Annotated in this window: 24 protein-coding genes and 4 tRNA genes; 17 read left to right on the top strand and 11 right to left on the bottom strand. The window is 42.4% G+C overall.

Annotated elements, in window-relative coordinates; genetic code table 11:
* Nucleotides 1-156: 156 nt before the first annotated feature.
* A complete protein-coding gene (locus L1D15_RS09190) occupies nucleotides 157-735 on the bottom strand; it encodes a TetR/AcrR family transcriptional regulator (RefSeq protein ID WP_239868296.1) in 579 nt (192 codons plus the stop codon).
* 130 nt (nucleotides 736-865) lie between these two features.
* Between L1D15_RS09190 and L1D15_RS09185 the strand changes: the two genes are divergently transcribed.
* Entirely contained in the window at nucleotides 866-1,909 is a 1,044-nt protein-coding gene (locus L1D15_RS09185; RefSeq protein ID WP_239875435.1) for an alkene reductase, read from the top strand.
* Between the two features lie 96 nt (nucleotides 1,910-2,005).
* On the opposite strand, the gene L1D15_RS09180 is transcribed toward L1D15_RS09185, so the two are convergent.
* From L1D15_RS09180 to uvrY, 7 genes are all read right to left on the bottom strand, one after another.
* Nucleotides 2,006-2,081 (bottom strand) — tRNA-Gly (locus L1D15_RS09180).
* Between the two features lie 14 nt (nucleotides 2,082-2,095).
* Nucleotides 2,096-2,182 (bottom strand) — tRNA-Leu (locus L1D15_RS09175).
* Nucleotides 2,183-2,251: 69 nt separating this feature from the next.
* Nucleotides 2,252-2,327, bottom strand: a tRNA-Gly gene (locus tag L1D15_RS09170).
* Between the two features lie 3 nt (nucleotides 2,328-2,330).
* Nucleotides 2,331-2,404 (bottom strand) — tRNA-Cys (locus L1D15_RS09165).
* A 230-nt stretch (nucleotides 2,405-2,634) separates the two neighbouring features.
* Nucleotides 2,635-3,192, bottom strand: a complete 558-nt coding sequence (gene pgsA / locus L1D15_RS09160; RefSeq protein ID WP_239836659.1) for a CDP-diacylglycerol--glycerol-3-phosphate 3-phosphatidyltransferase — start codon at nucleotides 3,190-3,192, stop codon at nucleotides 2,635-2,637.
* Between the two features lie 78 nt (nucleotides 3,193-3,270).
* On the bottom strand, nucleotides 3,271-5,103 hold the full coding sequence (uvrC, locus tag L1D15_RS09155; RefSeq protein WP_239836660.1) for an excinuclease ABC subunit UvrC: 1,833 nt from the start codon (nucleotides 5,101-5,103) through the stop codon (nucleotides 3,271-3,273).
* A complete protein-coding gene (gene uvrY / locus L1D15_RS09150) occupies nucleotides 5,103-5,747 on the bottom strand; it encodes a UvrY/SirA/GacA family response regulator transcription factor (RefSeq protein ID WP_239836661.1) in 645 nt (214 codons plus the stop codon). The genes uvrC and uvrY overlap by 1 nt, the downstream gene beginning before the upstream one ends.
* Nucleotides 5,748-6,092: 345 nt before the next feature.
* On the opposite strand from uvrY, the gene L1D15_RS09145 reads away from it, so the two are divergent.
* From L1D15_RS09145 to L1D15_RS09135, 3 genes are all read left to right on the top strand, one after another.
* Nucleotides 6,093-6,578, top strand: a complete 486-nt coding sequence (locus tag L1D15_RS09145; RefSeq protein ID WP_239836662.1) for a DUF3015 domain-containing protein — start codon at nucleotides 6,093-6,095, stop codon at nucleotides 6,576-6,578.
* A gap of 125 nt (nucleotides 6,579-6,703) precedes the next feature.
* Nucleotides 6,704-8,560, top strand: coding sequence for a DUF4105 domain-containing protein (locus L1D15_RS09140; protein WP_239875379.1), 1,857 nt, complete (start codon nucleotides 6,704-6,706; stop codon nucleotides 8,558-8,560).
* A 73-nt stretch (nucleotides 8,561-8,633) separates the two neighbouring features.
* Nucleotides 8,634-10,997 (top strand): DNA polymerase II, encoded by a 2,364-nt coding sequence (locus tag L1D15_RS09135; RefSeq protein ID WP_239875378.1) that lies wholly within the window; start codon nucleotides 8,634-8,636, stop codon nucleotides 10,995-10,997.
* A 13-nt stretch (nucleotides 10,998-11,010) separates the two neighbouring features.
* Here L1D15_RS09135 and L1D15_RS09130 read toward each other — a convergent pair whose 3' ends face one another.
* Complete coding sequence (locus L1D15_RS09130) at nucleotides 11,011-11,778, bottom strand: nucleotidyltransferase domain-containing protein (RefSeq protein WP_239868288.1); 768 nt, start codon at nucleotides 11,776-11,778, stop codon at nucleotides 11,011-11,013.
* A 136-nt stretch (nucleotides 11,779-11,914) separates the two neighbouring features.
* On the opposite strand from L1D15_RS09130, the gene yeiP reads away from it, so the two are divergent.
* Both yeiP and L1D15_RS09120 read left to right on the top strand, forming a co-directional pair.
* On the top strand, nucleotides 11,915-12,481 hold the full coding sequence (yeiP, locus tag L1D15_RS09125) for an elongation factor P-like protein YeiP (protein WP_239836666.1): 567 nt from the start codon (nucleotides 11,915-11,917) through the stop codon (nucleotides 12,479-12,481).
* 2 nt (nucleotides 12,482-12,483) lie between these two features.
* On the top strand, nucleotides 12,484-12,804 hold the full coding sequence (locus tag L1D15_RS09120) for an HI1450 family dsDNA-mimic protein (RefSeq protein ID WP_239836667.1): 321 nt from the start codon (nucleotides 12,484-12,486) through the stop codon (nucleotides 12,802-12,804).
* 118 nt (nucleotides 12,805-12,922) lie between these two features.
* Here the strand turns inward: L1D15_RS09120 and ihfA are convergent, their stop codons facing one another.
* Nucleotides 12,923-13,219, bottom strand: coding sequence for an integration host factor subunit alpha (ihfA, locus tag L1D15_RS09115; protein ID WP_045974367.1), 297 nt, complete (start codon nucleotides 13,217-13,219; stop codon nucleotides 12,923-12,925).
* A 567-nt stretch (nucleotides 13,220-13,786) separates the two neighbouring features.
* Between ihfA and L1D15_RS09110 the strand changes: the two genes are divergently transcribed.
* From L1D15_RS09110 to L1D15_RS09070, 9 genes are all read left to right on the top strand, one after another.
* Nucleotides 13,787-15,007: an acyl-homoserine-lactone synthase gene (locus L1D15_RS09110; protein WP_239875377.1), complete on the top strand. Its 1,221-nt coding sequence runs from the start codon at nucleotides 13,787-13,789 to the stop codon at nucleotides 15,005-15,007.
* The gene (locus L1D15_RS09105; protein ID WP_239875376.1) at nucleotides 14,988-17,504 is read left to right on the top strand and encodes a hybrid sensor histidine kinase/response regulator; all 2,517 of its coding nucleotides are present in this window, start codon (nucleotides 14,988-14,990) and stop codon (nucleotides 17,502-17,504) included. The genes L1D15_RS09110 and L1D15_RS09105 overlap by 20 nt, the downstream gene beginning before the upstream one ends.
* Nucleotides 17,505-17,953: 449 nt before the next feature.
* Nucleotides 17,954-20,443, top strand: a complete 2,490-nt coding sequence (locus tag L1D15_RS09100) for a response regulator (protein ID WP_345779253.1) — start codon at nucleotides 17,954-17,956, stop codon at nucleotides 20,441-20,443.
* Between the two features lie 290 nt (nucleotides 20,444-20,733).
* Entirely contained in the window at nucleotides 20,734-20,976 is a 243-nt protein-coding gene (locus L1D15_RS09095; RefSeq protein ID WP_239875374.1) for a hypothetical protein, read from the top strand.
* Nucleotides 20,977-21,126: 150 nt separating this feature from the next.
* Complete coding sequence (locus tag L1D15_RS09090; protein ID WP_239875373.1) at nucleotides 21,127-21,678, top strand: septation protein A; 552 nt, start codon at nucleotides 21,127-21,129, stop codon at nucleotides 21,676-21,678.
* A gap of 92 nt (nucleotides 21,679-21,770) precedes the next feature.
* On the top strand, nucleotides 21,771-22,169 hold the full coding sequence (gene yciA / locus L1D15_RS09085) for an acyl-CoA thioester hydrolase YciA (protein WP_239836673.1): 399 nt from the start codon (nucleotides 21,771-21,773) through the stop codon (nucleotides 22,167-22,169).
* 113 nt (nucleotides 22,170-22,282) lie between these two features.
* Nucleotides 22,283-22,579: a YciI family protein gene (locus tag L1D15_RS09080; protein ID WP_239875372.1), complete on the top strand. Its 297-nt coding sequence runs from the start codon at nucleotides 22,283-22,285 to the stop codon at nucleotides 22,577-22,579.
* 1 nt (nucleotide 22,580) lies between these two features.
* Nucleotides 22,581-22,982, top strand: a complete 402-nt coding sequence (locus L1D15_RS09075) for a GspS/AspS pilotin family protein (RefSeq protein WP_239875371.1) — start codon at nucleotides 22,581-22,583, stop codon at nucleotides 22,980-22,982.
* Nucleotides 22,983-23,313: 331 nt separating this feature from the next.
* Nucleotides 23,314-23,535 carry a hypothetical protein gene (locus tag L1D15_RS09070; RefSeq protein ID WP_239836676.1) on the top strand — a complete coding sequence of 74 codons (222 nt, stop codon included), beginning with the start codon at nucleotides 23,314-23,316 and terminating at the stop codon, nucleotides 23,533-23,535.
* A gap of 42 nt (nucleotides 23,536-23,577) precedes the next feature.
* Here the strand turns inward: L1D15_RS09070 and L1D15_RS09065 are convergent, their stop codons facing one another.
* Nucleotides 23,578-23,826, bottom strand: coding sequence for a DUF1289 domain-containing protein (locus L1D15_RS09065; RefSeq protein WP_239836677.1), 249 nt, complete (start codon nucleotides 23,824-23,826; stop codon nucleotides 23,578-23,580).
* Between the two features lie 213 nt (nucleotides 23,827-24,039).
* On the opposite strand from L1D15_RS09065, the gene L1D15_RS09060 reads away from it, so the two are divergent.
* Complete coding sequence (locus L1D15_RS09060) at nucleotides 24,040-24,486, top strand: META domain-containing protein (RefSeq protein ID WP_239836678.1); 447 nt, start codon at nucleotides 24,040-24,042, stop codon at nucleotides 24,484-24,486.
* A gap of 204 nt (nucleotides 24,487-24,690) precedes the next feature.
* Entirely contained in the window at nucleotides 24,691-25,833 is a 1,143-nt protein-coding gene (locus tag L1D15_RS09055; protein WP_239875370.1) for an ABC transporter substrate-binding protein, read from the top strand.
* Nucleotides 25,834-25,850 lie beyond the last annotated feature (17 nt).

Here is a 25,850-nt window from a genome sequence, read left to right as displayed (position 1 = left end):
AAGAAATTAACAGGATTAATAGCATGTTTTTCCAAGTATAAAAAGCAAGAAAAGGAGCCTTTCAGGCCTTTGTTTAAGTAGAAGTGCAGAAAATTGAGTATCCCACCATGATGAAAGTCGATGTTATCACTCTTGAGGAGGGTGATCGCAGCCCACTTAGGCTTTGATGTAGTCCAATAATTCATCTTTCAATTCACGCAGTACACCTGGCTTGGGCTGTGTATGAGACAGAGTACGGATCCCATATATACCCATAACTAAAAATTGAGCCAATTGGGTCGCTGACTTATGCAGGCTAGCTTCTCCTGCTTGCTGTGCTAAAGCAATTTTATCTTCAATCGACTGATGCCAATCTTGTAGCATCATACTGATTAAACGCTCTACTTCATCATCTTGCTGTGCCATTTCGCTGAGTGATTTCTGCAGTAAACAGTCTTTGATCTCCTCTGTTTCACACTCTTCAAGCACCCAATTTAAGTACATCTCAAAACCAGCCATAACACTGGTCTGAGATTCAAAAAGAGTTTGAAAGTCTCGTTTTTTATCATCACGGTATTGCTCTAGAGCTGCGATTAGCAAGCCTCGTTTATTTTCAAAAGCACAATAGATCGACCCTGGGTGCAACCCGGTTACGGCTTTTAGATCTTGCATACTGGTTTTAGCGTAACCCTTGGTCACAAATGCATCCATAGCAGAACGTAGGACGTCTTTTCGATCAAATTCAGCGCTGCGCATCGGCTCTCTTATCTCAATCATCAATATGTGATGATTCTACTTTATTTTGAACAATCATTCAAAAAGTAGTTGAACGAAGGTTCAAATTAGAATAACTTGAATGGGCATTCAAGAAATCATACAAGGGAACATCATGAACAACCTATTTGAGCCAATAGCACTGAACGACACTATTACGCTAAACAATCGAATTGTGATGGCTCCACTGACCCGCTGCATGGCAGACAATCACTTAGTACCAACTCAACAAATGGTAGATTATTATGCCCGTCGTGCAGACACTGGACTTATTATCAGCGAAGCAACCATCATTCGCCCAGATGGGCAAGGCTACCCTAACACCCCGGGTATCTACAGTCAGAAACAAATAGCAGGATGGCGAAAAGTGACAGATGCTGTTCATGCCAAAGGAGGAAAAATATTTGTTCAGCTGTGGCACACCGGTCGCGTTGCTCACCCACACTTTTTCAACGGTGAATTCGTTTTAGCGCCCTCTGCCATAGGCGTTGAAGGAAGTGTACCGCGCATGCGTGAGCTGACATACACCATTCCTAAACCAGCCTCTCGCGAAGAAATTGAAGAGTTGGTTGAAGATTACCGCCAAGCGGCCATCAATGCATTAGAGGCGGGCTTTGATGGCGTTGAAATCCATGGTGCAAATGGCTATCTAATCGATCAATTTCTTCATTATTCAAGCAACACTCGTGACGATGAGTTTGGCGGTTCGGCAGAAAATATGGCACGTTTCCCCCTACAAGTCGTAGACGCTGTCGTTGATGCCATTGGTAAAAATAGAACCGCACTGCGGCTCTCTCCTGGCGCTTACTTCAACATGGAAGCCGACAATCGTGATCGATTGGTGTTTGATTACTTACTTCAAGCACTAGAAAGTCGAGACTTGAGCTACCTTCACGTTGGCATTTTTGATGACAGTATGACATTTGATTATTTAGGCGGCACAGTATCTGAGTATATGCGCTCTCATTATAGTAAGACGTTAATGGGGGTTGGTGGCTTTACACCAGAGACAGGTAGTGCTGCCCTTGAAGCTGGGAAATTCGATTTACTGGCAATCGGTCGACCATTGATCGCAAACCCAGATTATATAGAGAAAGTAAAATCGGGCTCTGCTCTAACTGACTACTCTGAAGAAATGTTGGCGCAGCTAGTTTGAGCCCATAACTAGAAATCGGCAGCTTTCGCTGCTGATTTTTATGATGTACCCCATAATCAAAAAAGCCCTGACCTTACGGTCAGGGCTTTCATAACTTGGAGCGACACACGAGGTTCGAACTCGTGACCTCAACCTTGGCAAGGTTGCGCTCTACCAACTGAGCTAGTGTCGCATAAATGCGTTAGATGGTGCCCCGGGCCGGACTTGAACCGGCACAGCGCGAACGCCGAGGGATTTTAAATCCCTTGTGTCTACCAATTCCACCACCAGGGCACACAAATCTAATTTGTGATGGAGACACCATCTTGGATATCGCTACATTCTCAGCGCTATCCTGAAATTTGGAGCGACACACGAGGTTCGAACTCGTGACCTCAACCTTGGCAAGGTTGCGCTCTACCAACTGAGCTAGTGTCGCAAATGGAGGCGCGTCCCGGAGTCGAACCGAGGTCCACGGATTTGCAATCCGCTGCATAGCCACTCTGCCAACGCGCCTTCGTAATTCCAATTGGATGCTTTTCTGCGTTCCTCTTGGGTACGGGATGCATTCTACGGATTCGAACTAATGAGTCAACACTATTTTTAATTTTTTGAATCGTTTGTCTAATTAACAGTCAAAAGCAGCCAATTTGATTAATTTACTGCCAAAATTCTTTTGATTTTGACTAAGTTAGCTTAAACAAAGTAAATTTCAGGCATAAAAAAACGGGCAACCGCCCGCTTCTTTAGTGATGTTCTTCATTAAGTAGATCGTCTTTCGCAGCCATAAGATACTGCGCCATCGACCAATAGGTAAGCACTGTTGCTATATACAAAGCCACATACCCCAGCCAAACCATCCAATCATCATAACGCCAGATAAGTACCCACAAAGCAAACATCTGGCTAAGCGTCTTCACTTTACCGACCCAAGATACAGCCACACTCGCGCGTTTACCGATCTCTGCCATCCATTCTCGTAACGCGGAAATAATGATCTCGCGAGCGATCATAGTTACAGCAGGGATCGTCACCCAAATAGAGTGATAATGTTCAGTGATAAGAATAAGAGCCGTCGCCACGAGAACTTTATCCGCAACAGGGTCGATAAAAGCGCCGAAACGGGAAGTTTGACCCAACTTTCGAGCTAACATTCCGTCTAGCCAGTCTGTAAAGCCTGCCACCCAGAACACCATCGCAGCAGCAAACGGAGCCCAGCCATAAGGTAAATAGAAAACTACGACAAATACAGGGATAAGGAAAAGTCGTAGTAAAGATAAAATGTTAGGGATATTTAAACGCATATTTATTGAGGCTCTTATCGTTTGCGTATTGCTCTGTTTACTGCTGAAAAACAGGGCTCTTATGGTGCGGGATTTTTCCTATTGTTTCAATGCTTGATAAATGTTTTCTGCCAAAGAAACACTAATCCCAGGAACTTTGGCGATTTCTTCAACGCTCGCACGCTGCAGTTCCTGTAAACCTCCCATGTATTTGAGCAAGGCTTGACGACGCTTAGGCCCTATCCCTTCAATACCTTCGAGTGCACTGGTTCGCCGAGTTTTACCGCGCTTAGCCCTGTGCCCAGCAATCGCATGGTTGTGGCTTTCATCACGGATATGTTGCATTAAGTGCAAGGCAGGCGCATCACTGGGTAGATTGAATTCTTCACCATCTGAGCTAATTAAAGTTTCCAGCCCCGGCTTACGGGTCACACCTTTTGCAATGCCAATCAAGCGTGGTCGCTTAGGCCAATCTCCCCAATATTGAGAGATAATTTCAAGCGCTCGGTTAAGCTGCCCTTTACCACCATCAATAAACACAATGTCAGGGATTTTCTCGACATCCAATTGCTTCGAGTAGCGCCGCTCTAAAGCTTGCCCCATCGCAGCATAGTCGTCACCACCTGTGATTCCAGTGATATTGTAGCGGCGGTATTCTTGTTTGACAGGGCCTTCATGATTAAACACTACACATGAAGCGATAGTGCTTTCCCCCATCGTATGCGAAATATCAAAACATTCCATCCGTGAGATGTTGTCCATCCCCAACACTTCTCGTAGCTCTTTAAAGCGTTGCGAGATGGTCATTTTGTGATTGATCTTAGTCGTAATTGCTGTCAGCGCGTTGGTATTCGACAATTTAAGATAGCGACCTCGAGTGCCCGTCGGGTTTACGTGGAAGTGAACTTTTCTCCCTGCAATGTCCCCTAATGCATCTTGCAGTGATTGTAACTCCGTCATCAATCCAGAGTTAAGGATGATTCGTGTAGGAATGGTTCGAGCTTCGTTGTGACTCAGGTAATACTGACTCAAAAAACTATAGAAAACCTCTTCCTGAGTAGTGTCATTAGGAATTTTAGGAAAGTGACTTCGACTGCCTAAGATCTTACCTTGACGGATCATAAGGATATGAATACAGGCGATACCATTTTCTTGAGCAAAACCCAGTACATCCATATCGTCTTGAGAGTCTTCAGATACAAATTGCTGTTCCTGAATGCGACGTATGGCTTGGATTTGATCTCTAAATTTCGCCGCCTCTTCAAACTTAAGGCTACGACTGGCAAGCTCCATTTTCTCAACCAGGGTCGTCAATACTTGCTGATCTTTTCCTTGCAGGAATAAACGCACAAACCCAACTAACTCAGCGTAGTCTTGATCAGAAATAATGCTGCTAACACAAGGGCCTGCACATCGGCCAATCTGGTACATCAAACATGGGCGTGTCCGATTACTGTACACCGTATCTTCACACTGTCTAACAGGAAAGATTTTCTGAATAAGATGTAGCGTTTCTCTTACTGCTCCAGAATCAGGGTAAGGCCCAAAATACTCACCTTTCCGCTTTTTAGCCCCACGGTGCATGGATAATCTAGGGTGCTTATGCCCGCTGACAAAGATGTAAGGATATGATTTATCATCACGCAGTAACACGTTGTACTTGGGCAAGTACTGCTTAATGTAATTATGTTCTAGGATCAGCGCTTCTGTTTCACTGTGCGTGACCGTGACATCAATCTTGTTAATATTACTGACTAATGCACGTGTTTTTTCACTATCTACCTTCTTGCGAAAGTAGCTAGAAAGACGCTTTTTGAGATCTTTGGCTTTACCAACATAGATCACTACAGCCTCAGCGTTATACATTCTGTAAACGCCGGGCTGATTAGTCACTGTTTTAAGAAAGGAAGCCGAGTCAAATGTGGCATTCACTACAATGTCTCGGTATCTAACATTCCATGACGGATAGCAAGGTGGGTCAGCTCGACATCACCGCTTATGTCCAGCTTGTTGAACAGGCGATAACGGTAGCTGTTGACGGTTTTCGGACTCAGGTTTAGCTGCTCTGAAATATCCGTCACTTTCTGCCCTTTGGTGATCATCATCATGATCTGTAACTCACGCTCAGACAGATCGGCAAAAGGGTTTTCCGATGCTGGAGAGAATTGGCTAAGCGCCATCTGTTGAGCAATTTCAGGTGAGATATAACGTTGGCCGCTATTAACGACACGAATGGCGTTGACCATTTCATCTGGTCCCGCCCCTTTAGTCAGGTAGCCAGCGGCACCTGCTTGCATCACTTTAGTTGGAAACGGATTTTCCGTATGAACAGTTAAAACAATGATTTTCACATCAGGATTGAAACGCAGTATTTTTTTGGTTGCCTCTAAGCCACCAATACCCGGCATATTCATATCCATCAAAATGACATCGGCATGGTTGCCTCGACACCATTTTGCTGCATCTTCACCGCTTTCAGCTTCCCCTGCTACGTTCATTCCACGGACGTCTTCAATAATACGTCGTATCCCTGTGCGAACCAGCTCGTGATCATCTACAAGGAAAACACTTATCAAACTTGTATCTCCACACTTCTTGATTGGCTCTGTATCTACTCTGAAGCAGATGACAGCATAGCAACCTATTTTAACTCAAATTTCGTTTTTTGCTTACTCTGAATATGTGCCCAAACGCAAACTTTAGCAAGTACTTATTTTCACATCTGCCGCTTAGTACACTAATGACATTACAATCAATAATTTAAGCCATACACTGCGGTTATGATTCAGAAATCTGCATATAGCCTCACAACACAAGGCTTACCATTGAAAATGAATCTAATTTCACTTATTAATACATAGTGCATACATACAATTGCACAAAATAAATACACTTTAAATGATATCTTATAAGGATATATTATGAAAAAGCTTCTAGCAGTGGCAGCCCTAGCAACAACTCTTCCAATGTCTAACTTTGCACTGGCTGATAACGATGTAGGTTGTGGTTTGGGTACTATGGTATTTGACGGTCAATCAGGTAAGGTTTCTAAAATTCTAGCGGCGACAACGAACGGCACTTCTGGTAACCAAACTTTTGGTATCACTTTCGGTACTTTAGGTTGTGACGGTACTGGCACTATTTCTTCATCTGAAAAACTAGCCATGTTTATTGATGGAAATATGGATAACCTAGCACGTGACATCGCTAAAGGCGAAGGCGAAACTCTTGCAACTCTTTCTGAAGTTTGGGGTATCAATGAAGCGGACAAAGCAACATTCAATACTCTAGCTCAAGAAAACTTTGCCCAAGTTTTCAAATCTGAAAATGTCACTTCTCAAGAAGTATTTGTAAACCTAAACAATGTTGTTGCCGATAACGCACAACTAGCAGGTTACGCTATTTAAGTTATACCCCCTAAAAGGTGCCTTCCTAGGCACCTTTTTAACATCACTCTCAAGCCTTCCTATTATTCGTTGTGTCTTGACGCAGAAAGTAAGAAACTCAACCAAACCGTAAGACTGTGTATTAGATGAAGTCACCTGTGCTGAAAACCTCTTTGTTGTGCGGCTTAAGCTTAAGCCTTTTATTACCTTCGACGTTAATGGCTAGTGAGTTCGATGTCGATCAGCTTTCAAAGCACTCCTATTGGCTCAAACTCGGCCACTATTTGCCGACGTTTCTATCTGGCTACGAAAGTACTGTTGATAAAAGTGAGTTTTTTCTTGCGAAAGAGGGAAAATACTCCCCTAAAGCAGAACTGGAAGCAACTATCAGTCGGCTGTACTCCGAAGACAAACAACTCGCTGTAGAGACTCAATGCCAATACCCTGCGCGTTATCACTGGTTGGAGCAACAACAAGGCCGCCAGGCAAAACTCAATTGTCCAGAGCTAGAAACTTGGAGCCAAGTGATTGACCCTGCAGGCCTTACGCTGGTTTTTCCCACAGCATTTATGAATAACCCTTCTTCTATGTTTGGACACACTCTGCTGCGTGTCGATTCCAAAGACCAAACGAGACACAAAGAATTAGTCGCGTTTGCCATTAATTTTGCTGCGGAGCCAGAAACCGACGACAACCCCGCCTTATTTGCGCTCAAAGGGTTGTTCGGTAGCTACCCCGGTCGTTATACCGTGATGCCATACTATCGAAAAGTTCGAGAATATAATGACATCGAATCTAGAGATATCTGGGAATACAAACTCAACCTCACTGAAGAGGAAGTCAATCGCGTTTTGCTCCACTTATGGGAAATGCAGCGGGCAGAGTTTGATTACTATTTCCTAGATGAAAACTGCTCTTACCAGCTTCTTTCACTATTGGATGTCGCCCGAGACGACTTACGATTAATTGAAGGCTTCCCAATCCAAGCAATCCCATCAGACACTGTGTATGCCTTGGCTGAAAATGGATTGTTAGCAGAACCTCATTACCGAGAAGCGTTTGGAACCCGATTATTACACCAAGCTAATGAAGCCAACGAGGAGACCTTCGAGGCGGCGCAAAGAGCCATACAAGGTGAATACCCAAGTGAAAGCGAGTTCTCAGATCAAGAGCGAGCAGCAATCCTAGAACTCGCTTACGAATGGCTTAACTTCCAACTATACGATTCTGGTTTAGAGCGCGATCCGACAGCCAAAAGGCTAACCAAGCTACTTTATCTGCGTAGTAGAATAAAAGTAGAGTCTCCATTTACTCCTGTTCCGCAACCTGAAGTCCCACCGGAAAAAGGACATGCATCCGCTCGGATCGGATTGAGCTACCAATACTGGGATGAACACAATAATCAAGCCACTATTGAATGGAGAGCAGCGTATCACGATTTGCTTGATTCTCAGGACGGCTTTATACCGGGAGCCCAAATCAACTTCCTAGATACGCAAGTGAGTGTCGACCAGCAAGGCTCTTCTCGACTCGATAGATTTTATTTTATCGACACAATGGCGCTCGCACCCAGCAATAGGGTGTTCGATAGTTGGGCTTGGAACATTCGTACAGGCTTTGATAGGCAGCCTATGTCCGATGAATTGGCTGGAAGATGGTTTGGTCAAGGTGGATTTGGTAAAGCTTGGGGCTCTTCGGATAAACTCCACGTATACTCGCTCTTATCAGGTGCGGTAAGTGGCGGCACTCTGACTCAATATGATGCGATCCCGGGGCTAGGTTTAGAGATGGGCGCCATTTACCAAGCAGGCCGTCACCACAGAATCGGATTACAAACTCAATACATGGCGCTAATCGACTCTCAGGATGACAGTCATGTTGAGATTGATGCCAGCTGGAACTGGAGCTTTAACCGTAATTTTGCCGTGCGGACACAATTGAGTTACCAAAGTTGGCAGTCTGAGAATATTGGTGCCAAGGTGACAGGCTTTATCTATTATTAAGAGCACGCCTGCTTATGCTAAGCTAGTGAAACCAAGCTTCATCCGTTGCTTGGTTTTCTTTTAGAGCAGTTTCATGGCAGTCCAACACGGTTTTCTCCTTACTCGACAAGCCAGAGATATTTCTGGTAAAACGCAAATTGATTTGTGGCTCTCGACTGATAGCGGCCCGACTAGGCTTGTGATCATAGGTGAAAAACCTGTTTTCTTTATTCCTCAAGCGGATATAGCTACAAGTCTCTCCTTGATGAAGCAATTATCCGTTGATGCCGAAGTAAAGCCTCTCTCTCTTGAAAGCTTCGATGGCACCAAGCTGGCTGCTTGTTACTGTTCAACGATTAAAGACTCACAACTACTGAGTCAAAAGCTCAAGCACCAAGAAATCCTCGTCCTAGAGGATGATATACGCCTGGCGGATCGCTATCTCATGGAACGCTTTGTTCAAGGCAGCGTTGAGTTTACTGGTCAGCCACAAAAGAAAAACGGTTATACTCAAGTTTCCAATGTGAAATGCCGCCAAGGTAGTTATACCCCTCAGTTAAAGGTCGTTTCACTTGACATCGAATGCTCAGAAAAGGGGCTTCTCTACTCTATCGGTTTAGATAGTCCAATGGACAGCCGTGTCATCATGATTGGAGAACCACAAGAGGCAGAAACGGAGATCGAGTGGGTCAAAGATGAAAAGCAATTACTCCTCTCATTGATCTCGTGGTTTAGGCAATTTGACCCCGATGTCATCGTAGGTTGGAATGTCATCGATTTTGACTTTCGACTCCTACATAAAAGAGCTGAATGGAACAAAGTTCGATTAACCATTGGGCGAGCCAACCAAGCGAGCTTTTTTCGTACCTCGAATAGCACACAGCAAGCCTTTATTTCTATCCCTGGTCGTGTGGTGATGGACGGCATTGATACTCTGAAAACGGCAACCTACCATTTTCGAAGTTGGTCATTGGAGTCAGTGTCACAGGAGGTGCTCGGCGAAGGGAAGCAAATTCACAACGTCCATGACCGAATGGCAGAAATCAACCATATGTTCAAAAAGGACAAACCGTCACTGGCCAAGTACAACCTGCAGGATTGTGTTTTAGTTAACAAGATTTTTGCCCACACTCACCTACTCGAATTTGCCATTGAACGTTCCAAGCTCACTGGTGTTGAATTAGATCGCGTCGGTGGCTCAGTCGCTGCATTCACCAATCTCTATTTGCCACAAATTCACCGTGCCGGCTACGTAGCCCCTAATCTCCAACCTGAGAACTGGTTGGCAAGCCCTGGGGGATACGTAATGGATTCGATCCCCAATCTTTATGACTCGGTACTTGTGCTGGATTTTAAGAGCCTTTATCCATCGATTATCCGTTCATTTCTCATCGATCCCATGGGCTTAATAGAAGGCCTTAAATTGGAAGTAGGTAAAGGTGAAAATCAGGCTGTAGCAGGATTTCGCGGGGGTCAGTTTCATCGTCACAAACATTTTCTGCCTGAGATGATCGAACACTTATGGGCTGCCCGTGATGTTGCTAAGAAAAACAATGAAAAAGCCTTCTCACAAGCGATTAAAATCATCATGAACTCCTTTTATGGCGTATTGGGCTCTTCCGGTTGCCGCTTCTTTGATACTCGCCTAGCATCCAGCATCACCATGCGTGGGCATGACATCATGAAGCAAACCAAGAAACTGATTGAGGAGAAAGGCTATCAGGTGATCTATGGGGATACTGACTCAACCTTTGTATCACTAAACGGGAAATTCTCGCAAAGCGAAGCCGATGAGGTTGGGCACCAGCTTGTTGAACACATTAATGCTTGGTGGACTGCTCACCTAAAAAACGAATACAACCTCACTTCTATCTTAGAGCTAGAATATGAGACTCATTATAAAAAATTTTTGATGCCAACCATTCGCGGCCAAGAGACTGGATCTAAAAAGCGTTATGCAGGCCTAATAGGCGAAGGTAGAGAAGAGAAAATTGTCTTTAAGGGTCTGGAAAGTGCACGTACCGATTGGACACCGCTCGCTCAACGCTTTCAACAAGACTTGTACAGTCTAGTTTTTCACGGTGAAGACCCTTCCAGTTACATTCGAGGTTTTGTTGAGAAGACCATGGCAGGTCAGTTTGATGAAGAATTGGTTTATCAAAAGCGCTTACGTCGAAAACTATACGAATACCAGAAAAATGTGCCTCCACAAGTACGTGCCGCTCGATTAGCCGACGAAATTAATGCTCAGTTAGGCCGCCCTTTGCAATACCAAAATAAAGGGCGAATAGAATACTTGATCACGATCTCTGGTCCAGAACCCAAAGAGTACCTTAAGAGTACTATCGATTATCAACATTACATTGATAAACAACTCAAACCCGTAGCCGAAGCTATCCTACCTTTTATTGGCATCGACTTTGCGACACTCAGCGAACCGCAGCTAGGTTTATTCTGATCCAGCCGAGCTCTTACCCTATCTTAAATTCTGTTTTTTTGTACTGCTTCGCCAACCACTCACCGAAGCCATCAAGAATACCTATGACAGAGCGCTTTGCGATCACGCGGCCAGTGAGCAAAATCCCCAAGCGCTCTATCTCGACCTTTTTTTCTGGATAATAGCGCAGAAAGTTCTGACCACACTCGACAGGATCGTCAAACCAATTCTTGTCTTTGTACATAACCAATGAATAACTCGCACGTAGCAGCTTCTTAGCAATAATTTTCTGAGCTTTGGACTGCTCTTCTGGCGTTGCAGAGCGCGCAATACGATTGCGATAAACGGCAACCCAATCTTCCACATCCATGTTCCAATGTTTAGCAATTTCCCAGCTCGGCTCATAGTCGCCAAAACATTCAGATAAGTCTTCACCATAAATACAAACAGAACAGTGCCGTAGCTGGAAACCCCAAGAAAAAATACTCTCTAAACTTGCTACTTCTTTCGCGAGTGTATTTTTTAAAGAGACCTCAGTGATGAAAGGGTAAGACTTCTGAAATCGCCACTTTATCGAGTTGAAGAGCGTTGTTCTGATATCACTAAAGCTCTCATGCGTAACGACTAGGACATCAAGATTCGAACGATGTGGCTTCGCTCGTTTGCGAGCCACGCTTCCATAGATATATACGCTGTGTAAATTATCGCCTAATCCTCCTCTTAGAAAAGCAATAAGATCATTGATGGCAGGTTGGTACCTTTCTTGAAAAGGTTGCTTAGGATCGATAACGGAAAGAAGCATTAAATTGATAGCAATAATTGTTAGACTTTCGATATCTTAATGTTCGCCTACACGCTGACACGAATCAAGATATTCCTTACCCTAAACTCTATGTATATAATACGACAATTCCATTCCACACTAAGGAAACACTTTTATGCCAAGGGCAAGTGAGCTTAAAAAAGGTTTTGCGATTGAATCTAATGGTAAAACTCTCCTGATCAAAGATATCGAAGTTACCACACCAGGTGGACGTGGCGGCGCAAAAATCTACAAACTGCGTTGTACTGACCTTTCCACTGGCGCACGAGTTGACGAACGTTTTAAATCGGACGACGTGGTTGAGACCGTGGACATGTTTAAACGTGCTGTGGCTTTCTCGTACGTCGATGGCGACGAATACATCTTCATGGATAACGAAGACTACACGCAGTACACTTTCAAGAAAGAAGAGATCGAAGAAGAGCTCATGTTCGTTACTGAAGAAATTCAGGGGCTACACGTTATTGTGGTCGATGGCAACGCTGTTGGTCTAGAGCTTCCTGCTTCCGTAGAGCTTGTTATTGAGGAAACCGATCCATCAATCAAAGGCGCATCAGCCTCTGCCCGCACAAAACCTGCACGTTTTGCAACAGGCCTTACGGTTCAAGTACCGGAGTACATAGCAACAGGTGATCGCATTGTGATCAACACAACTGAACGCAAATACATGAGCCGAGCCTAATTATGTCTGAACTTATCTCTTATGACGACGCCATTGAGACGGCTTACGACATCTTCCTAGAGATGGCTGCGGATAATCTAGAAGCGGCAGATGTGATCATATTCACCGCTCAGTTTGATGACCGTGGTGCAGCTGAACTGGTTGAAACTGGCGACGATTGGGCGGGCCACGTAGGTTTTGAAGTCAACAAAGAAACCTACGCTGAAGTACGTATAGGCCTAGTCAATGAAGAGAATGATGTGTTAGATGAAGTGTTTGCTCGTTTGTTAGTGAGCCGAGATCCAGAACACAAATTCTGCCACATTCTATGGAAAAGAGATTAAGAACAAAAATACCCAAGCTGTGATAGCTTGGGTATTTTTAGAAATAGCTAGAGGACGAATTATCGATTAATCCGTCTTCTAGAATTCTGTAGGTTTCAACTGACAAGCATCATGCGTGTTAGTCTTCTACCTTGGCATTTTCTACACGGGCTTTTAGTTTTTGCCCCGGGCGGAAGGTGACAACGCGACGAGCACTGATTGGAATGTCTTCACCCGTCTTTGGGTTTCGACCTGGACGTTCATTTTTTTCTCGGAGATCAAAGTTACCAAATCCAGACAGTTTTACCTGTTCGCCACTCTCTAGTGCCTTACGAATTTCTTCGAAAAACGCCTCAACCGTTTCCTTGGCATCCCGTTTACTGTATCCGAGCTTCTCAAACAGGTTTTCTGCCAAATCGGCCTTTGTGAGCGCCATAAAACTTTCCTCAAAGCTGTGTTAAACATTGCTACCGAATGGGTAGCGCCAAAGCATTTTGCCCAGCCAATCAACAACATATCGGCTTTACTTGGGAAAGTGTATGCCAACCTTCTGATTTTCGCCAACTTTTTTGTTAAGAGAACGCAAATTAACCAAAAAAATCAGCAGTATATAGTATTCTTAATCTAGATTTATGTATCACTCAGGATGTAATCTGGCTCTATAAATCCAGAGATTAGCCTCCATATTTCTAGCCTCAAGGAATTTCATTCTGATTATATTTACATAAAACTCAAAAACGAATACTAACCAAGTTAAATCATCATTTTATCGCTACTGCCAATGATGCCTAAACCAGGCTCACAGTAATCGCTAAAACCTAAACACCCCAACAACTAAATACTACTTTCCATCGACTTTTGTAACAGCCCCGATTATAAAACCCAAAATTACATTAACAATCTGTCATATTTTTATAAAATGATGAGATGAAGCTCAGATAGTCATACAAATCAAGTTGCATTGACACTGTCATCATGTAAATAGACAAGTATAAAAATATAAATGCAACTTACAACGTCTATGGTTAATACAAATCAATTACTACCGACAGGTAAACTGGAAGATAAGAGAGCATCGTGGTTCAAGAAATTAAAAGGCTTATTTGAAAACGAAACTCACCTATTTTTTAATCAAGTTCTGAATGCTCGCTTTAAACAAATAGATGAACTTATTCCTGACCTTAAATATCAAAGTTCATCAAAGAAGGTAAACTCAACCTACTACCAGAAAATCATTAGCAAGGAGTGCCCTTATCTACCGCAGGGTTGGCACACGATAGAACGTCAAGCCTATCAGTTATTCGATAACTGGGCGGAAGCTTGGTGCGAATATCTAATATGGCAAATTAAAGAAAAATATTGTGGTACTTCTTCCATGAGTGGAAGCTATCCAAAACAGATCTCAATCAATGAAGATAATTTCACTGATAGTGTTATTGAAGACATATCTAACCATGAACAGCAATATTATACTCTGCATTCTGATACCCCGATGAAATTGTCAGATGCAGTCACATTAATAAACCTTTCGACCTTTGTTAAAGAGCAACAATGGTACGAGATGCTTGGTTCTATTGAACTGTCAAACGCAGGGAGGCACTTTATACTGACGTATAATTCGGAAGAAACAACTGTCCCCACGATAGTCTCAACGGTGAGAATAAACTTATATGAAGACGCTAAGAATTGGCTTTATTTCTCATCTTTCTTTATGTCTCCAAACTGGCAGTTAGTTCCTAAGCGTAATATTCTGGCACAACTTGGAGTAACACATCACCTTCTCTCTAGCCCTCTGTCACTTTCAGCAGCCGACTTTGACACACAAATTTGGCCGGAACTATCCACTAAACATCATTGTTGTGAGATCATTCGCATGACAGTCAGTGGAACTCAGAACCAGAAAATGTTCTTTTTGTACCTATCACAAAAGCGATTAATGAAGCAGCTTCACGAGAAAAGCTTCGAGATCGCTTTTGTTGTGATCGAACAACCGTTCATGATCAAGTATTATGAGAGTCTACCCACTGACGCATACTGTCATATCAGCAGGAATGCTCTCTCCGATAGCGGGTTTTCGACTTACAAGGGGCTGTGGTTGATAAAAAACCTTAACTATGAATTACAAAACTCTGACTTTAGAAAGTACAAAAGACAAACTTTAAGTCAGCTTAAACAACATCACAAGCCGGTGCTAGAAGAACATCATGTCCAGTTATCTATTTAGTCAAATTTTGTATACAAAAGCTGTGTTCTTAGCCCTTACTGCAACTCTAGTTCTAGTATGGACAGGCTATTTCTGCATGGCTTTAGCTAAAAGACACGGTTCTTTGAGCTTGAAGCAATATTCATACTACATCTCATACACTGCGGGTTTGTTCATTTGGATATTGAGTAATAGCTACTTTCATACTGGGCTACTGAAAGAATTTGGAAATGCTATTGCAATTAATATGGCAGTAGTAGCAAATATTTCAGCCTTAGTGGCGTTTACTTCTGCTTATCTCTTTTCTGTAAAATTACAAACCTACTACGCTCATAAGTCCGTTGCTGCATGGCAAAGCCTTTCGGTGACGGTCATTGTCATCTTTGGAGTCATCTGTAACCTAGTTCCTGAACTAACGGTTAAAGGAGTTACAATTACGGGCCCAAGTCAATTTGAGCTAGACTTTGGCCCCTATACACAACCATTTTTCTTAGGGCTCACAGCACTAGTTATACTAACCTTCATCAACCTGCTATCACTTAAAAAATGTAGTAATAGGATCCGTCGTACAAGAATTAATTATATGATTCTTGGTATGACCATATTCATGTGCTCCACAGCAATAATCCAACTTGGTTTCACATTCTTTTTCAATGACTTCTCTTTGACCTGGCTACCACCAGCACTTTCAGTAAGTGAGATGTTGTTTATGGGCTACGCATTGCTTACATCGAGATTTTATAGCCCCAAATACGTTTTCTTTATCATGACCAGCGTAGTAGCTACCGCTTTGATCTATACGGGGCTGTTATCTGTTCTCAATGTATTTGACGATGTTAAGCGGACAGAAGTTATACTGATAGTGCTATTTGTAGGACTGACATGGCGAAAAGCTTATCAAACAACGCAAATGGTCATAAGTCGAGCCCTTTATGGTGACCCACTTTCTCCGGTAGAAAAAATTTCACGTCTAGAAGAGGAATTTCAAAATTCACCGACTTTGGCAATAGATATGCTTGCTAACTACTTAGGTGTACCAAAAGAAAATCTTCGTTTACTTGATGACTACCAAGGTGCAAGCTTTTACAGGCCTTATTTCGAAAGCAGCACTACTCCGCTTGTGATTGATGAGGTTGAAGAGGAGCTATCTAAGACCAGAGACCAAACGTTGAGCAACATCCATCACAACATGAGCGAGACACAGTCAGCAATAGTGCTTCCTATCTATGAAGGAAGAAATAGGCTCTCCCATGTACTAGTTTCTAGTTATAAAAACGATGGCTTGCACTTCTCCAATGAAGAGCTGTCTGCTCTCGAGCGAGTTTTGCAGAAAGTTCAGGTCCACATCAATTACGAGAGAAAAGTGCGACAGTCCCAAGCTCTTGCGAACTCCATCGCCCATGAGATGAGAAACCCACTTACACAAGTTCAGTTTGAATTTGAAAACTTAGAGCAAAAGATTGAAAGTCGACAATCATATAGTGATCTAGCTATACATGTAGACAAGGGGAGGCAAGCTATCAATAGAGGTCGGCAATTGATCGATATTATTCTTCGTGAAGTCAATAGTTCGTCTCTAGATCAAGAACCTGCTGTACCGACATCTATATCTTCAGCAATTCACTCAGCGGTCAATCAATATGGATTTGATGATGAACTGATGAGACAGCGTGTTCAGCTAGATATCCAACAAGACTTTGTTGTTAAGCTCAATGAAACGCTATTTAACTTTGTACTATTTAACTTGCTCCGTAATGCTATCTATTATTTTGATTCATACCCTAATAGCACTATATGCATTCGAACAGAAGCAGGAGAATATGAAAATAGAGTCATCTTTTCCGATACTGGCCCTGGTATACCTCAAGATTACTTAACAAGAATCTTCGATGACTTTTTCAGCCATAACAAAAGTGGAGGAAGTGGTCTTGGTTTGGGATACTGCCAAAGAGTGATGAAAGCATTCGGAGGTTCAATTCGCTGCGAGTCCCAAGAAGGAGAATTCACAGAGTTTCATCTATCATTCCCAACTGTCGCTGGAGTAAAACCAGTTAAAGTAGATAACGATGCGCCTCAAAATGTGAAAACTAGTATGCTAGAGCAAACGACTACCTTTGTCGCTAATTTGACACACTCTATTGAGAGGTCCGATAAGCACCTCATTTTAGTTGTCGATGATAAAGAAGTTCAACGCTCCCTTGTCAAATTATATCTTGAGCAACTAGGCTACGATGTCGTCCTAGCCAACAATGGCAAAGTCGCTATTGAGATTATACACAACAACCCAATTAATCTAGTTTTCATGGATATACAAATGCCCGTCATGAATGGCTTTGAAGCGGCAAGCATCATAAAACGCTCTTACCCGACAATTCCCATTATTGCGTTATCTGGAGAGTCAGGAGAAAGAGAATTAAGTATGATTAGTGAACTCATGGATGGACGCCTTTCGAAACCGACAACCAAACAAGCGCTCGAACAAATGTTAACATCAGCTCTATCGATGAATGCTCATTAACAACTCCTCTATGCGGGAAGCAGAATAACACTCAAAGAAAGGTGGAATAAAAAAGCGGTAAAAGGGAGACTCACTTTCACCGCTTTTTCGTTTATCATCATACTGTTCATCGAGTAAGCCATTCAGCCGGACCAGACTAAATTTAGTCATTATCCACTCTAAAACTTTACATAGAACAAGCTTTTCATATCAAAAAGTGGGACAGCGCTCAGACACAAATAAAAAACCAGTTGCATAATTGCTTTTGTCAGGTAAATAAGTCTATCAACGTTGAATCTACTAACTCACATTAGTCATTGGTTGTCTTACATTTTTCACTCAAAAGTCAGTTAATTGCCTAGATACAAATGAATACCGACAAAGACACCAACCCAACTCGGACCCACGATAGCAATGTCAAAAGCTGGTGAAAACAGAACATCATGTTCAATTATTTATTGAATCAATTAATGTATACCAAGGCGGTTGTTTTAGTTTTAACCGCCCTACTCGTACTATTGTGGGCTGTCTACTTTTGTACAGCGCTTGCAAAACGTCATGGTACGTTCAGTTTGCAGCAATATAGCTACTATATTGGCTACACAATTGGTGTTTTCATATGGATGCTGAGTAATAGCTATTTTCATACAGACCTGATTAAGCAATTTAGTCATGAAGTGGCTATCAATATGGCTATCTTAGCCAACTTAGCCAACTTGATTGCATTTGCTTGTGCTTATTGCTTTATTGCAAAGCTACACAAACATTACACAGGACAATCAGTCCCTTATTGGCAACAGAAATTGGTTTTTGCCATTTTTATCTCTAGTGTTGCTTGTAATCTACTTCCAGGCTGGACAATAAAAGGCATAGAAATTACCGCACCGAGTAACTTTCGACTGGAGTTCGGTCCATACACTAAATACTTCTTTCTTGGCATCGTAACACTGATTTTACTTACATTTACTAACCTGCTTTCACTTAAAAATAGTAATAGCCCAATCCGCAGAACTCGTATCAACTACATGATATTGGGTATAACCATATTCATGTGCTCAACAGCAATTATTCAAGTAGGCCTAACCTATTTTTTCAATGAATTTTCACTCACTTGGTTACCACCAACGCTTTCACTCAGTGAAATGCTTTTCATGGGTTATGGACTACTTACTTCTAGATTCTATAGTCCAAAATACATTTGCTTTGTAGCTCTAAACGTTGGAACAACCGCTCTTATTTATGCAACCTTGATTTCAATTCTTTATCCCTTTATTGAAATGAGATTGACCGATGTACTGCTATCAGTATTGCTCGTTGGCGTGACTTGGCAAACACTCTACAAAGCGATAAGAAGAGGAGCCAGCCTGCTTCTATACGGTGATTCAATATGCCCTGTAGAGCGTATTTCTCGGCTGGAGGAAGAATTTCAGCACTCACCAGCTCAAGCCATAGAAAGCCTTGCCAATTATTTGCAAGTCCCCAAAGATAAGCTTCGTTTACTTGATGACTATCAAGGCGCACATTTATATCGTGCATATTTTAAAGATCACAGTACCGCACTCGTCATTGAAGAGGTTGAAGAGGTATTGTCACAACTTGGGAATCAGACATTAAGTCTCGTTCACCAGAATATGAACAAGACGCAATCGGCACTTGTTCTCCCTATATATAAGAGTAAAAACAATCTTTCACATGTCTTAGTGTCAAGTTCTAAGAATGATGGTGTGTATTTTTCCTATGAAGAGTTATCCGCGTTAGAGAGGGTGTTTAAAAAAGTACAAGTACATATTAACTACGAACGAGAAGTTCGTCAGTCACAAGCCTTAGCAAGTTCTATTGCCCATGAGATGCGTAACCCCTTCGCTCAAGTCCAATTTCAGTTTGAGCACCTAGGCTCAGGAATCGATAGCAACCGACCACTTGAAGAACTTGCTACCCACGTAAACAAAGGAAAACAGGCCATAAAACGTGGTCACCAATTAATTGATATCATAGTGCGCGAAGTGGATAATGCATCGCTCGATCAGGAGCCTGTACTCCCTTCATCTATGTCATCGGTGATACTTGCAGCAGTGAACCAATATGGGTTTGATGACGATTCTATGCGTCAAAGAATCCACTTAGATATTGAGCAAGATTTTGTCGTAAAAATAAACGAAACCCTGTTTAACTTCGTTCTCTTCAATTTGCTACGTAATGCGATATATTACTTTGACTCCTACCCTGATAGCACAATAACAATCCGAACATTAAAAGGTAATGACCAAAACCAAGTTATATTCTCAGATACTGGTCCCGGTATTCCTGAAGCATATTTGTCTAAAATATTTGACGACTTCTTTAGCCACAACAAAAGCGGTGGCAGTGGATTAGGACTAGGATACTGTCAACGTGTAATGAAGGCTTTTGGTGGCACGATTTGCTGTGAGTCAAAAGAAGGAGATTTCACAACATTTTATTTGTCTTTTCCACCGATGCCTAACACCACTAATGTTAAACTTAATAACGGCGCTAACGAATCCTTGGAGCTCATTTCCAGCACGCCAACGATTGCTATTTCAAATCAGATAAAGTCCTCAGCCAAACGAATGGAAAAGCCGTTAATCCTCGTAGTAGACGATAAGCGGGTTCAGCTTTTACTTGCTAAGCTTTATCTTGAGCAACTAGGCTATAACGTCCTGCTAGCCAATAACGGGAAGGTCGCAGTTCAGACGATTCAGAACAACCCTATTGATCTCGTCTTTATGGACATTCAAATGCCGATAATGGATGGGTTTGAAGCGGCTAGCATCATCAAACGCTCACACCCATCTTTGCCCATCATTGCTCTGTCCGGAGAGTCGGGTGATAAAGAGCTAAAAAAAATCAATGAACTGATGGATGGTCATTTATCCAAGCCGACATCAAAGCAAGCATTAGATGAGGTGTTGACCACTGCATTAGCACCTGCTCCTGTCTAATACATCGCTGTTTCAAAACGACTCGCAATTTGCATGTCACCTATCATGCGATAACCCAGGGACTCATTTTCATTATCAACGCCTCATATGTGTTTGGATGTTGACGTGACTTTAACCTACATTAACTGGTTAATATCGTTAATAAAAAATCTATGACATGGCATTTTCAGTAGTTGTGGCACTTATTATGCTTTTAGACAGCTATGAATGAAAAAGTGGCAATATTTTGTCTTTGCCACTTTCTCAGTCTGAGAGAGACATCAGACTGACATAGCTAAGAGAGGCAGCTTATGGAAATTCATCGTCATACATACTATCGCCTTATTCATCATGGCATTAAAAGCTTGTTGGTTGATCGTCTTGGTCACTTTACTGAGCATGAATATCACGACTACCTCAACTATATGACAGGCAAATCGAGCTGTTTCGCAATGTCCAATGAAGAGCTTCAAGTTGCCGTTTCTAACTTGAAAGACGAGGGCTACCTCGAAGATATTAAGCCCCTAATTAGGCGATTAGAAATACACTCATAAGTCATCAGTACTAGGCTGGTCAAATATGGCCAGCCACTTGAACACTTGAAACAGCAAAATAAGGTTTTAAATCCGCTGCTTTTAATACCTTTGTGATTTCATCAGACTTGGTTAGACTGAATCCCCCCAAACTCTATAGAACCGGCAATAATGAAACAACAGATCGATTTTATTCCGCTCATTATCTTTTTCGTTTTATACAAAATGCACGATATCTATGTGGCGACAGGTGCTCTAATCATAGCAACGGCTATCCAATTGGTTATCACCTATGCCTTATATAAGAAAATCGAGAAAATGCAGTTGATCACCTTTGTTATGGTTGCGCTGTTTGGCGGAATGACCATCTTCCTGCACGACGATGATTTCATCAAATGGAAAGTCACTATTGTTTATATCGTTTTCGCTATCGGCCTTGCAGTAAGCCATGTAATAGGCAAATCCGCGATAAAGGGTATGTTAGGTAAAGAAATCAACCTACCAGACCACGTGTGGTCAAAAGTGACTTGGGCATGGGTTGCCTTCTTTTCTTTCTGTGCTGGGGTGAACGTCTATATTGCCTTTAAACTTCCGCTCGATGTTTGGGTTAATTTCAAAGTCTTCGGCTTACTCGCAGCAACATTTGGCTTCACATTAATCACAGGTATCTACATCTATAAACATCTGCCAAAAGATAAATCCGAAGCCAATTCTGGTGACTAACCACACGCTTTTGATATAATTAATACTAATTTTTCCCCTTTGAGATATTGCAGCGGCCACTCCGGCCGCTGTTTAGTTTTACGGATGTCAAAATGAGTAAAGAAATCACTTCCCCTCGTGGACAAATGCTTTTGCGCACCCTTGCAATGCCTGCAGATACTAATGCGAATGGTGATATATTCGGAGGCTGGATCATGTCTCAGCTCGACTTAGCTGGTGGGATTCTGGCTAAAGAAATATCGGGGGGACGTATTGTGACGGTTTCCGTCTCAAGTATTACCTTTAAAAAGCCAGTAAAGGTGGGTGATGTGGTTTGCTGCTACGGTGAGTGTACCAAGATTGGTCGCACATCAATGAGTATTGATCTCGAAGTATGGGTTAAGCCAGTCAAAGAACATGGTGTAGAAGATCGCTTTATGGTGTGTGACGCGACATTCAACTACGTCGCTATTGATACTGAGGGTAAACCTCGTCCAATCAAACAAAACTAATCTCACACTTTGCTGTCAGAAAGCCTTTAAAAAGCTGTTACATTCTGTAGAGTTAGGTAAATCACACAATAACCGGCTGCTTAGTCGCTTATTCATTATAAGGACATCAATACATGTGGTATGTTATTTTCTCTCAAGACGTTGAAAACTCATTGGAAAAACGTCTAAGTGCACGCCCAGCACACTTAGAACGACTTCAAAAACTTCAAGATGAAGGACGTTTACTGACAGCGGGGCCTATGCCTGCCATCGATTCAGATAACCCAGGTGAAGCTGGCTTTACAGGTTCAACCGTTATCGCAGAGTTCGATTCACTTGCACAAGCGCAAAGCTGGGCAGATGCTGATCCGTATATTGAGGCGGGTGTGTACGAGAAAGTCATCGTTAAACCATTCAAGAAAGTATTTTAAGATGAAACTGAAGATTACCTTAGCCGTGCTTTTTGCTGCCATATTGGCAGGCTGTGCCTCACCAGAGGGCGATAAACAGCGCGAGCTCGAATTGCTTGCCGCCAATCGAGCGAATTTGTTGGCTTCGGAGTTACCTATGGAAGCTGGCCCACTTTCTATCATGAGAGCAAACTCCAAAGGCACAATGATCGAGATCATGATGGTGTATAACCAAGATGCTCAGGGCGCTAAGCCATTGAAGCAAGTGCTTCGTCACAGCGTTAATAGTTACTGCACGAACCCTGACACAAAAAATAATTTGGAGGTTGGCTTAAGCTATCGACTTAAGATGCGTAACAGCCGCGGGCAACTGATGGTCGACGAAATCGTCACAAAACAAACCTGCCAAGCCGCGACCCCTTAAAATTCTCTAAAGACTCTGGAATGTAAAAAGACTTCCACAAGCGAAGTCTTTTTCTTTAAGCCTTCCAATAAATAGGTATCATTTCACATCAATCCACACCGCACATCGAGCTAACATAAATTAATGAAATTTTTATGACATTACTTATATAGGCAAAATGAGACAATCTCACCTAAGGTCATATTGTTTAACAAAATAATCCTCCTCCCACTGAATACATAAGAATCAAAGCAAAGACAATTATTCTTTAAAAGTGTGATCTCATATTGACGATAGCTCAATCGACTCCTAACTTTTCATATTAGTGTCATAACCAAGGAGGATCACCTAAATGAAACGCGCAAGCAATTCCTATCGTCTGCAATTAATAAAAGAAGTCGCGACTCGGCAAGAACGGCTAAATTGCGGTGATCCTATGGCAAATTACATTCAGCAACTGCTTGATTCAAAACCTGAATCTGAGCAACACCCTGAACAAAACTATCGCTTTAGCGGCAATCACTTTGACGACCATGTCGGTGGTTGGATAAGTGATAAGTGGGGAATTAAATAGACCCTCCTCGCTTTCAAAAAAGAAGGCGAATCAAGATTGGTATTAAAATAGATCTTGCTGTGGGCTTTGAAGCTCTAAGCCCACTTCTGGCTCGGTCTTAGCACCTTGCATTTTTCGGCGATAGCGTAAGCGGCACAGTTTGATAATGTGGCGCTGTTCGTCTGGGGTAAAATTCAACCAATTAAAACGCTCGTCACGCTTGCGCATACAACCTTTACAGTAGCCTTTTTCATCTACTGTGCAAACGCCTACACATGGGCTTGGGACGGCAAAAAATTCTAGTTGTTCCATATGTGCCTCATCATAGTTTTCTTAGCTACGCTTTAAGCACTTACTCCTACTGTATTAAATTTATAATTAAATGAAATTCAATAACTTTCATTATGTGACTGTAAACAAACTATGACCTTAACCTGACAAAAATAGAGCTTTCTGACCTATACTTTGTGCCATTAAAGTCGACAAAATGTCGAATAACGTTTCTATATTTCGGAGTTCATTACTATGAAGTTTAGTCCAAAAACATTACTTGCTGCTGCCTCACTCCCTTTTGTCATGACAGCTTGTGCAAGCAATGGAGGCGATGTGAAACAAATTACGGCTCAAGATCTTCAACATCACAACTGGGAACTGGTTAGTATTGATGGCGAAGCAGTTAAGGTAGAAAACCATCAGAAAAAACCTCGCCTTGAAGTGGGAGAAAATTTGATGGCTAATGGTAATGCAGGCTGTAACAATTTTTTCGGTCAAGCTGAGCTCAAGGATAACCAGCTCCGCATTGAAAAAATGGGCATGACGATGAAAATGTGTATTGGAGACGTGATGGACTTAGAACGCGCATTTTCTCAATCCTTGGCGGAATGGAGTGACGTAACATTGACCGATGAAGGTATGGTATTAAAGAACGACATTCATACTTTGACTTTCAAGCTTAGCGACTGGAAAGGCTAGTTATTAACCTACATATTACAAAGCAGCCATCAATGGCTGCTTTTTTGTTATTAAGCTAAGAACATGTTCAATTCTCATACAGTCCGCTTACAATTCCTTCAAATACATAAGAAAATTAAATTTTTTCAGTCATAATGAATGAAAACCATAGATAGCACGGTCTATCACCACATCAATGAACTCATTCAAAGGGTAAGGACAACCATGAAAAGGCTGATCACTTTCATCTCTACCTTGTTGCTGTCTTTTGGGGCAACGGCGCAAGATAATTGGCAACAGATTACAGAGAAAGCCAAAGGACAAACCGTATACTTCCATGCTTGGGGTGGCAGTCAAGAAATCAACAACTATCTGCGCTGGGCAGATAAACAGTTGCAATCACAATATGGCGTGACACTAAAACATGTCAAAGTTACTGATATCGCCGAAACCACAACACGCTTGATTGCGGAGAAAGCGGCTGGAAAGAACACTGGCGGCAGCGTTGATATGGTTTGGATTAATGGCGAAAACTTCAAATCTATGAAGAACAATCAATTACTTTTTGGCCCTTTTGTTCAGCACTTACCAAGCTGGCAGAAAGTAGATAAATCCTTACCGGTTGATCGTGATTTTTCAGAGCCAACAGAAGGTTTAGAAGCCCCATGGGGTGTCGGGCAGTTAGTTTTTATTCACGATAAACTAACTCTCAACAACCCTCCTGCCTCCTATACGGAGATGTTAAGTTACGCCAAGGCATTTCCAAACAAGCTGAGCTACCCTCGCCCGCCAGAGTTTCATGGTACCAGCTTTCTTAAAGCCGTATTGATTGAACTGACTGCCAATGATCCTGCTTTGGCTAAGCCGGTTGAACAGGTCAACTTTGATGCTGTCACTGCGCCTTTATGGAAATACTTAGATGAATTCCATAAAGTCGCTTGGCGACAAGGTAAGCAATTTCCGGCAAGCTCTGCAGAAACAGTACAGCTCTTAGATGACGGACAGCTTGATCTTGCCATCACATTTAACCCAAATTCCGTTTACTCTGCTCAGGCAAACGGTAACCTAGTCGAGAGTACAACGGTTTATGCAATGGATGGAGGCGCTCTCTCTAATATTCACTTCCTTGCTATCCCATGGAATGCCAACGCCAAAGAGGGTGCATTAGTGGCAGTTAACTTCCTGTTGAGCCCTGAAGCTCAATCTCGCAAAGGTGACTTGTCTATTTGGGGCGACCCATCCGTGCTTGAGAATCAATACTTAACAGGCAGCGCAAAGAAAACAAGGCTATTCAAATCTGTTGCTGAACCACACCCTAGCTGGCAGGCTGCTCTGGAAACAGAGTGGCAGAAGCGCTACGGTAATTAAGAGCAACCATAACCATT

Source organism: Vibrio sp. Isolate25, from assembly GCF_022398025.1.
GTDB lineage: Bacteria > Pseudomonadota > Gammaproteobacteria > Enterobacterales > Vibrionaceae > Vibrio > Vibrio coralliilyticus_A.
The sequence above is the reverse complement of the archived record's forward strand: the minus strand, read 5'-3'. Positions and strand labels throughout refer to the sequence as shown.

Bases quoted from the DNA above. Each gene is read 5' to 3' on its own strand.
- L1D15_RS09190 (WP_239868296.1), bottom strand. From the start codon at position 735: ATGCGCAGCGCTGAATTTGATCGAAAAGACGTCCTACGTTCTGCTATG.
- pgsA (WP_239836659.1), bottom strand. From the start codon at position 3,192: ATGCGTTTAAATATCCCTAACATTTTATCTTTACTACGACTTTTCCTT.
- L1D15_RS09145 (WP_239836662.1), top strand. From the start codon at position 6,093: ATGAAAAAGCTTCTAGCAGTGGCAGCCCTAGCAACAACTCTTCCAATG.
- L1D15_RS09140 (WP_239875379.1), top strand. From the start codon at position 6,704: ATGAAGTCACCTGTGCTGAAAACCTCTTTGTTGTGCGGCTTAAGCTTA.
- L1D15_RS09135 (WP_239875378.1), top strand. From the start codon at position 8,634: ATGGCAGTCCAACACGGTTTTCTCCTTACTCGACAAGCCAGAGATATT.
- L1D15_RS09130 (WP_239868288.1), bottom strand. From the start codon at position 11,778: ATGCTTCTTTCCGTTATCGATCCTAAGCAACCTTTTCAAGAAAGGTAC.
- yeiP (WP_239836666.1), top strand. From the start codon at position 11,915: ATGCCAAGGGCAAGTGAGCTTAAAAAAGGTTTTGCGATTGAATCTAAT.
- L1D15_RS09120 (WP_239836667.1), top strand. From the start codon at position 12,484: ATGTCTGAACTTATCTCTTATGACGACGCCATTGAGACGGCTTACGAC.
- ihfA (WP_045974367.1), bottom strand. From the start codon at position 13,219: ATGGCGCTCACAAAGGCCGATTTGGCAGAAAACCTGTTTGAGAAGCTC.
- L1D15_RS09110 (WP_239875377.1), top strand. From the start codon at position 13,787: ATGCAACTTACAACGTCTATGGTTAATACAAATCAATTACTACCGACA.
- L1D15_RS09105 (WP_239875376.1), top strand. From the start codon at position 14,988: ATGTCCAGTTATCTATTTAGTCAAATTTTGTATACAAAAGCTGTGTTC.
- L1D15_RS09100 (WP_345779253.1), top strand. From the start codon at position 17,954: ATGTATACCAAGGCGGTTGTTTTAGTTTTAACCGCCCTACTCGTACTA.
- L1D15_RS09095 (WP_239875374.1), top strand. From the start codon at position 20,734: ATGGAAATTCATCGTCATACATACTATCGCCTTATTCATCATGGCATT.
- L1D15_RS09090 (WP_239875373.1), top strand. From the start codon at position 21,127: ATGAAACAACAGATCGATTTTATTCCGCTCATTATCTTTTTCGTTTTA.
- yciA (WP_239836673.1), top strand. From the start codon at position 21,771: ATGAGTAAAGAAATCACTTCCCCTCGTGGACAAATGCTTTTGCGCACC.
- L1D15_RS09080 (WP_239875372.1), top strand. From the start codon at position 22,283: ATGTGGTATGTTATTTTCTCTCAAGACGTTGAAAACTCATTGGAAAAA.
- L1D15_RS09075 (WP_239875371.1), top strand. From the start codon at position 22,581: ATGAAACTGAAGATTACCTTAGCCGTGCTTTTTGCTGCCATATTGGCA.
- L1D15_RS09070 (WP_239836676.1), top strand. From the start codon at position 23,314: ATGAAACGCGCAAGCAATTCCTATCGTCTGCAATTAATAAAAGAAGTC.
- L1D15_RS09065 (WP_239836677.1), bottom strand. From the start codon at position 23,826: ATGGAACAACTAGAATTTTTTGCCGTCCCAAGCCCATGTGTAGGCGTT.
- L1D15_RS09060 (WP_239836678.1), top strand. From the start codon at position 24,040: ATGAAGTTTAGTCCAAAAACATTACTTGCTGCTGCCTCACTCCCTTTT.
- L1D15_RS09055 (WP_239875370.1), top strand. From the start codon at position 24,691: ATGAAAAGGCTGATCACTTTCATCTCTACCTTGTTGCTGTCTTTTGGG.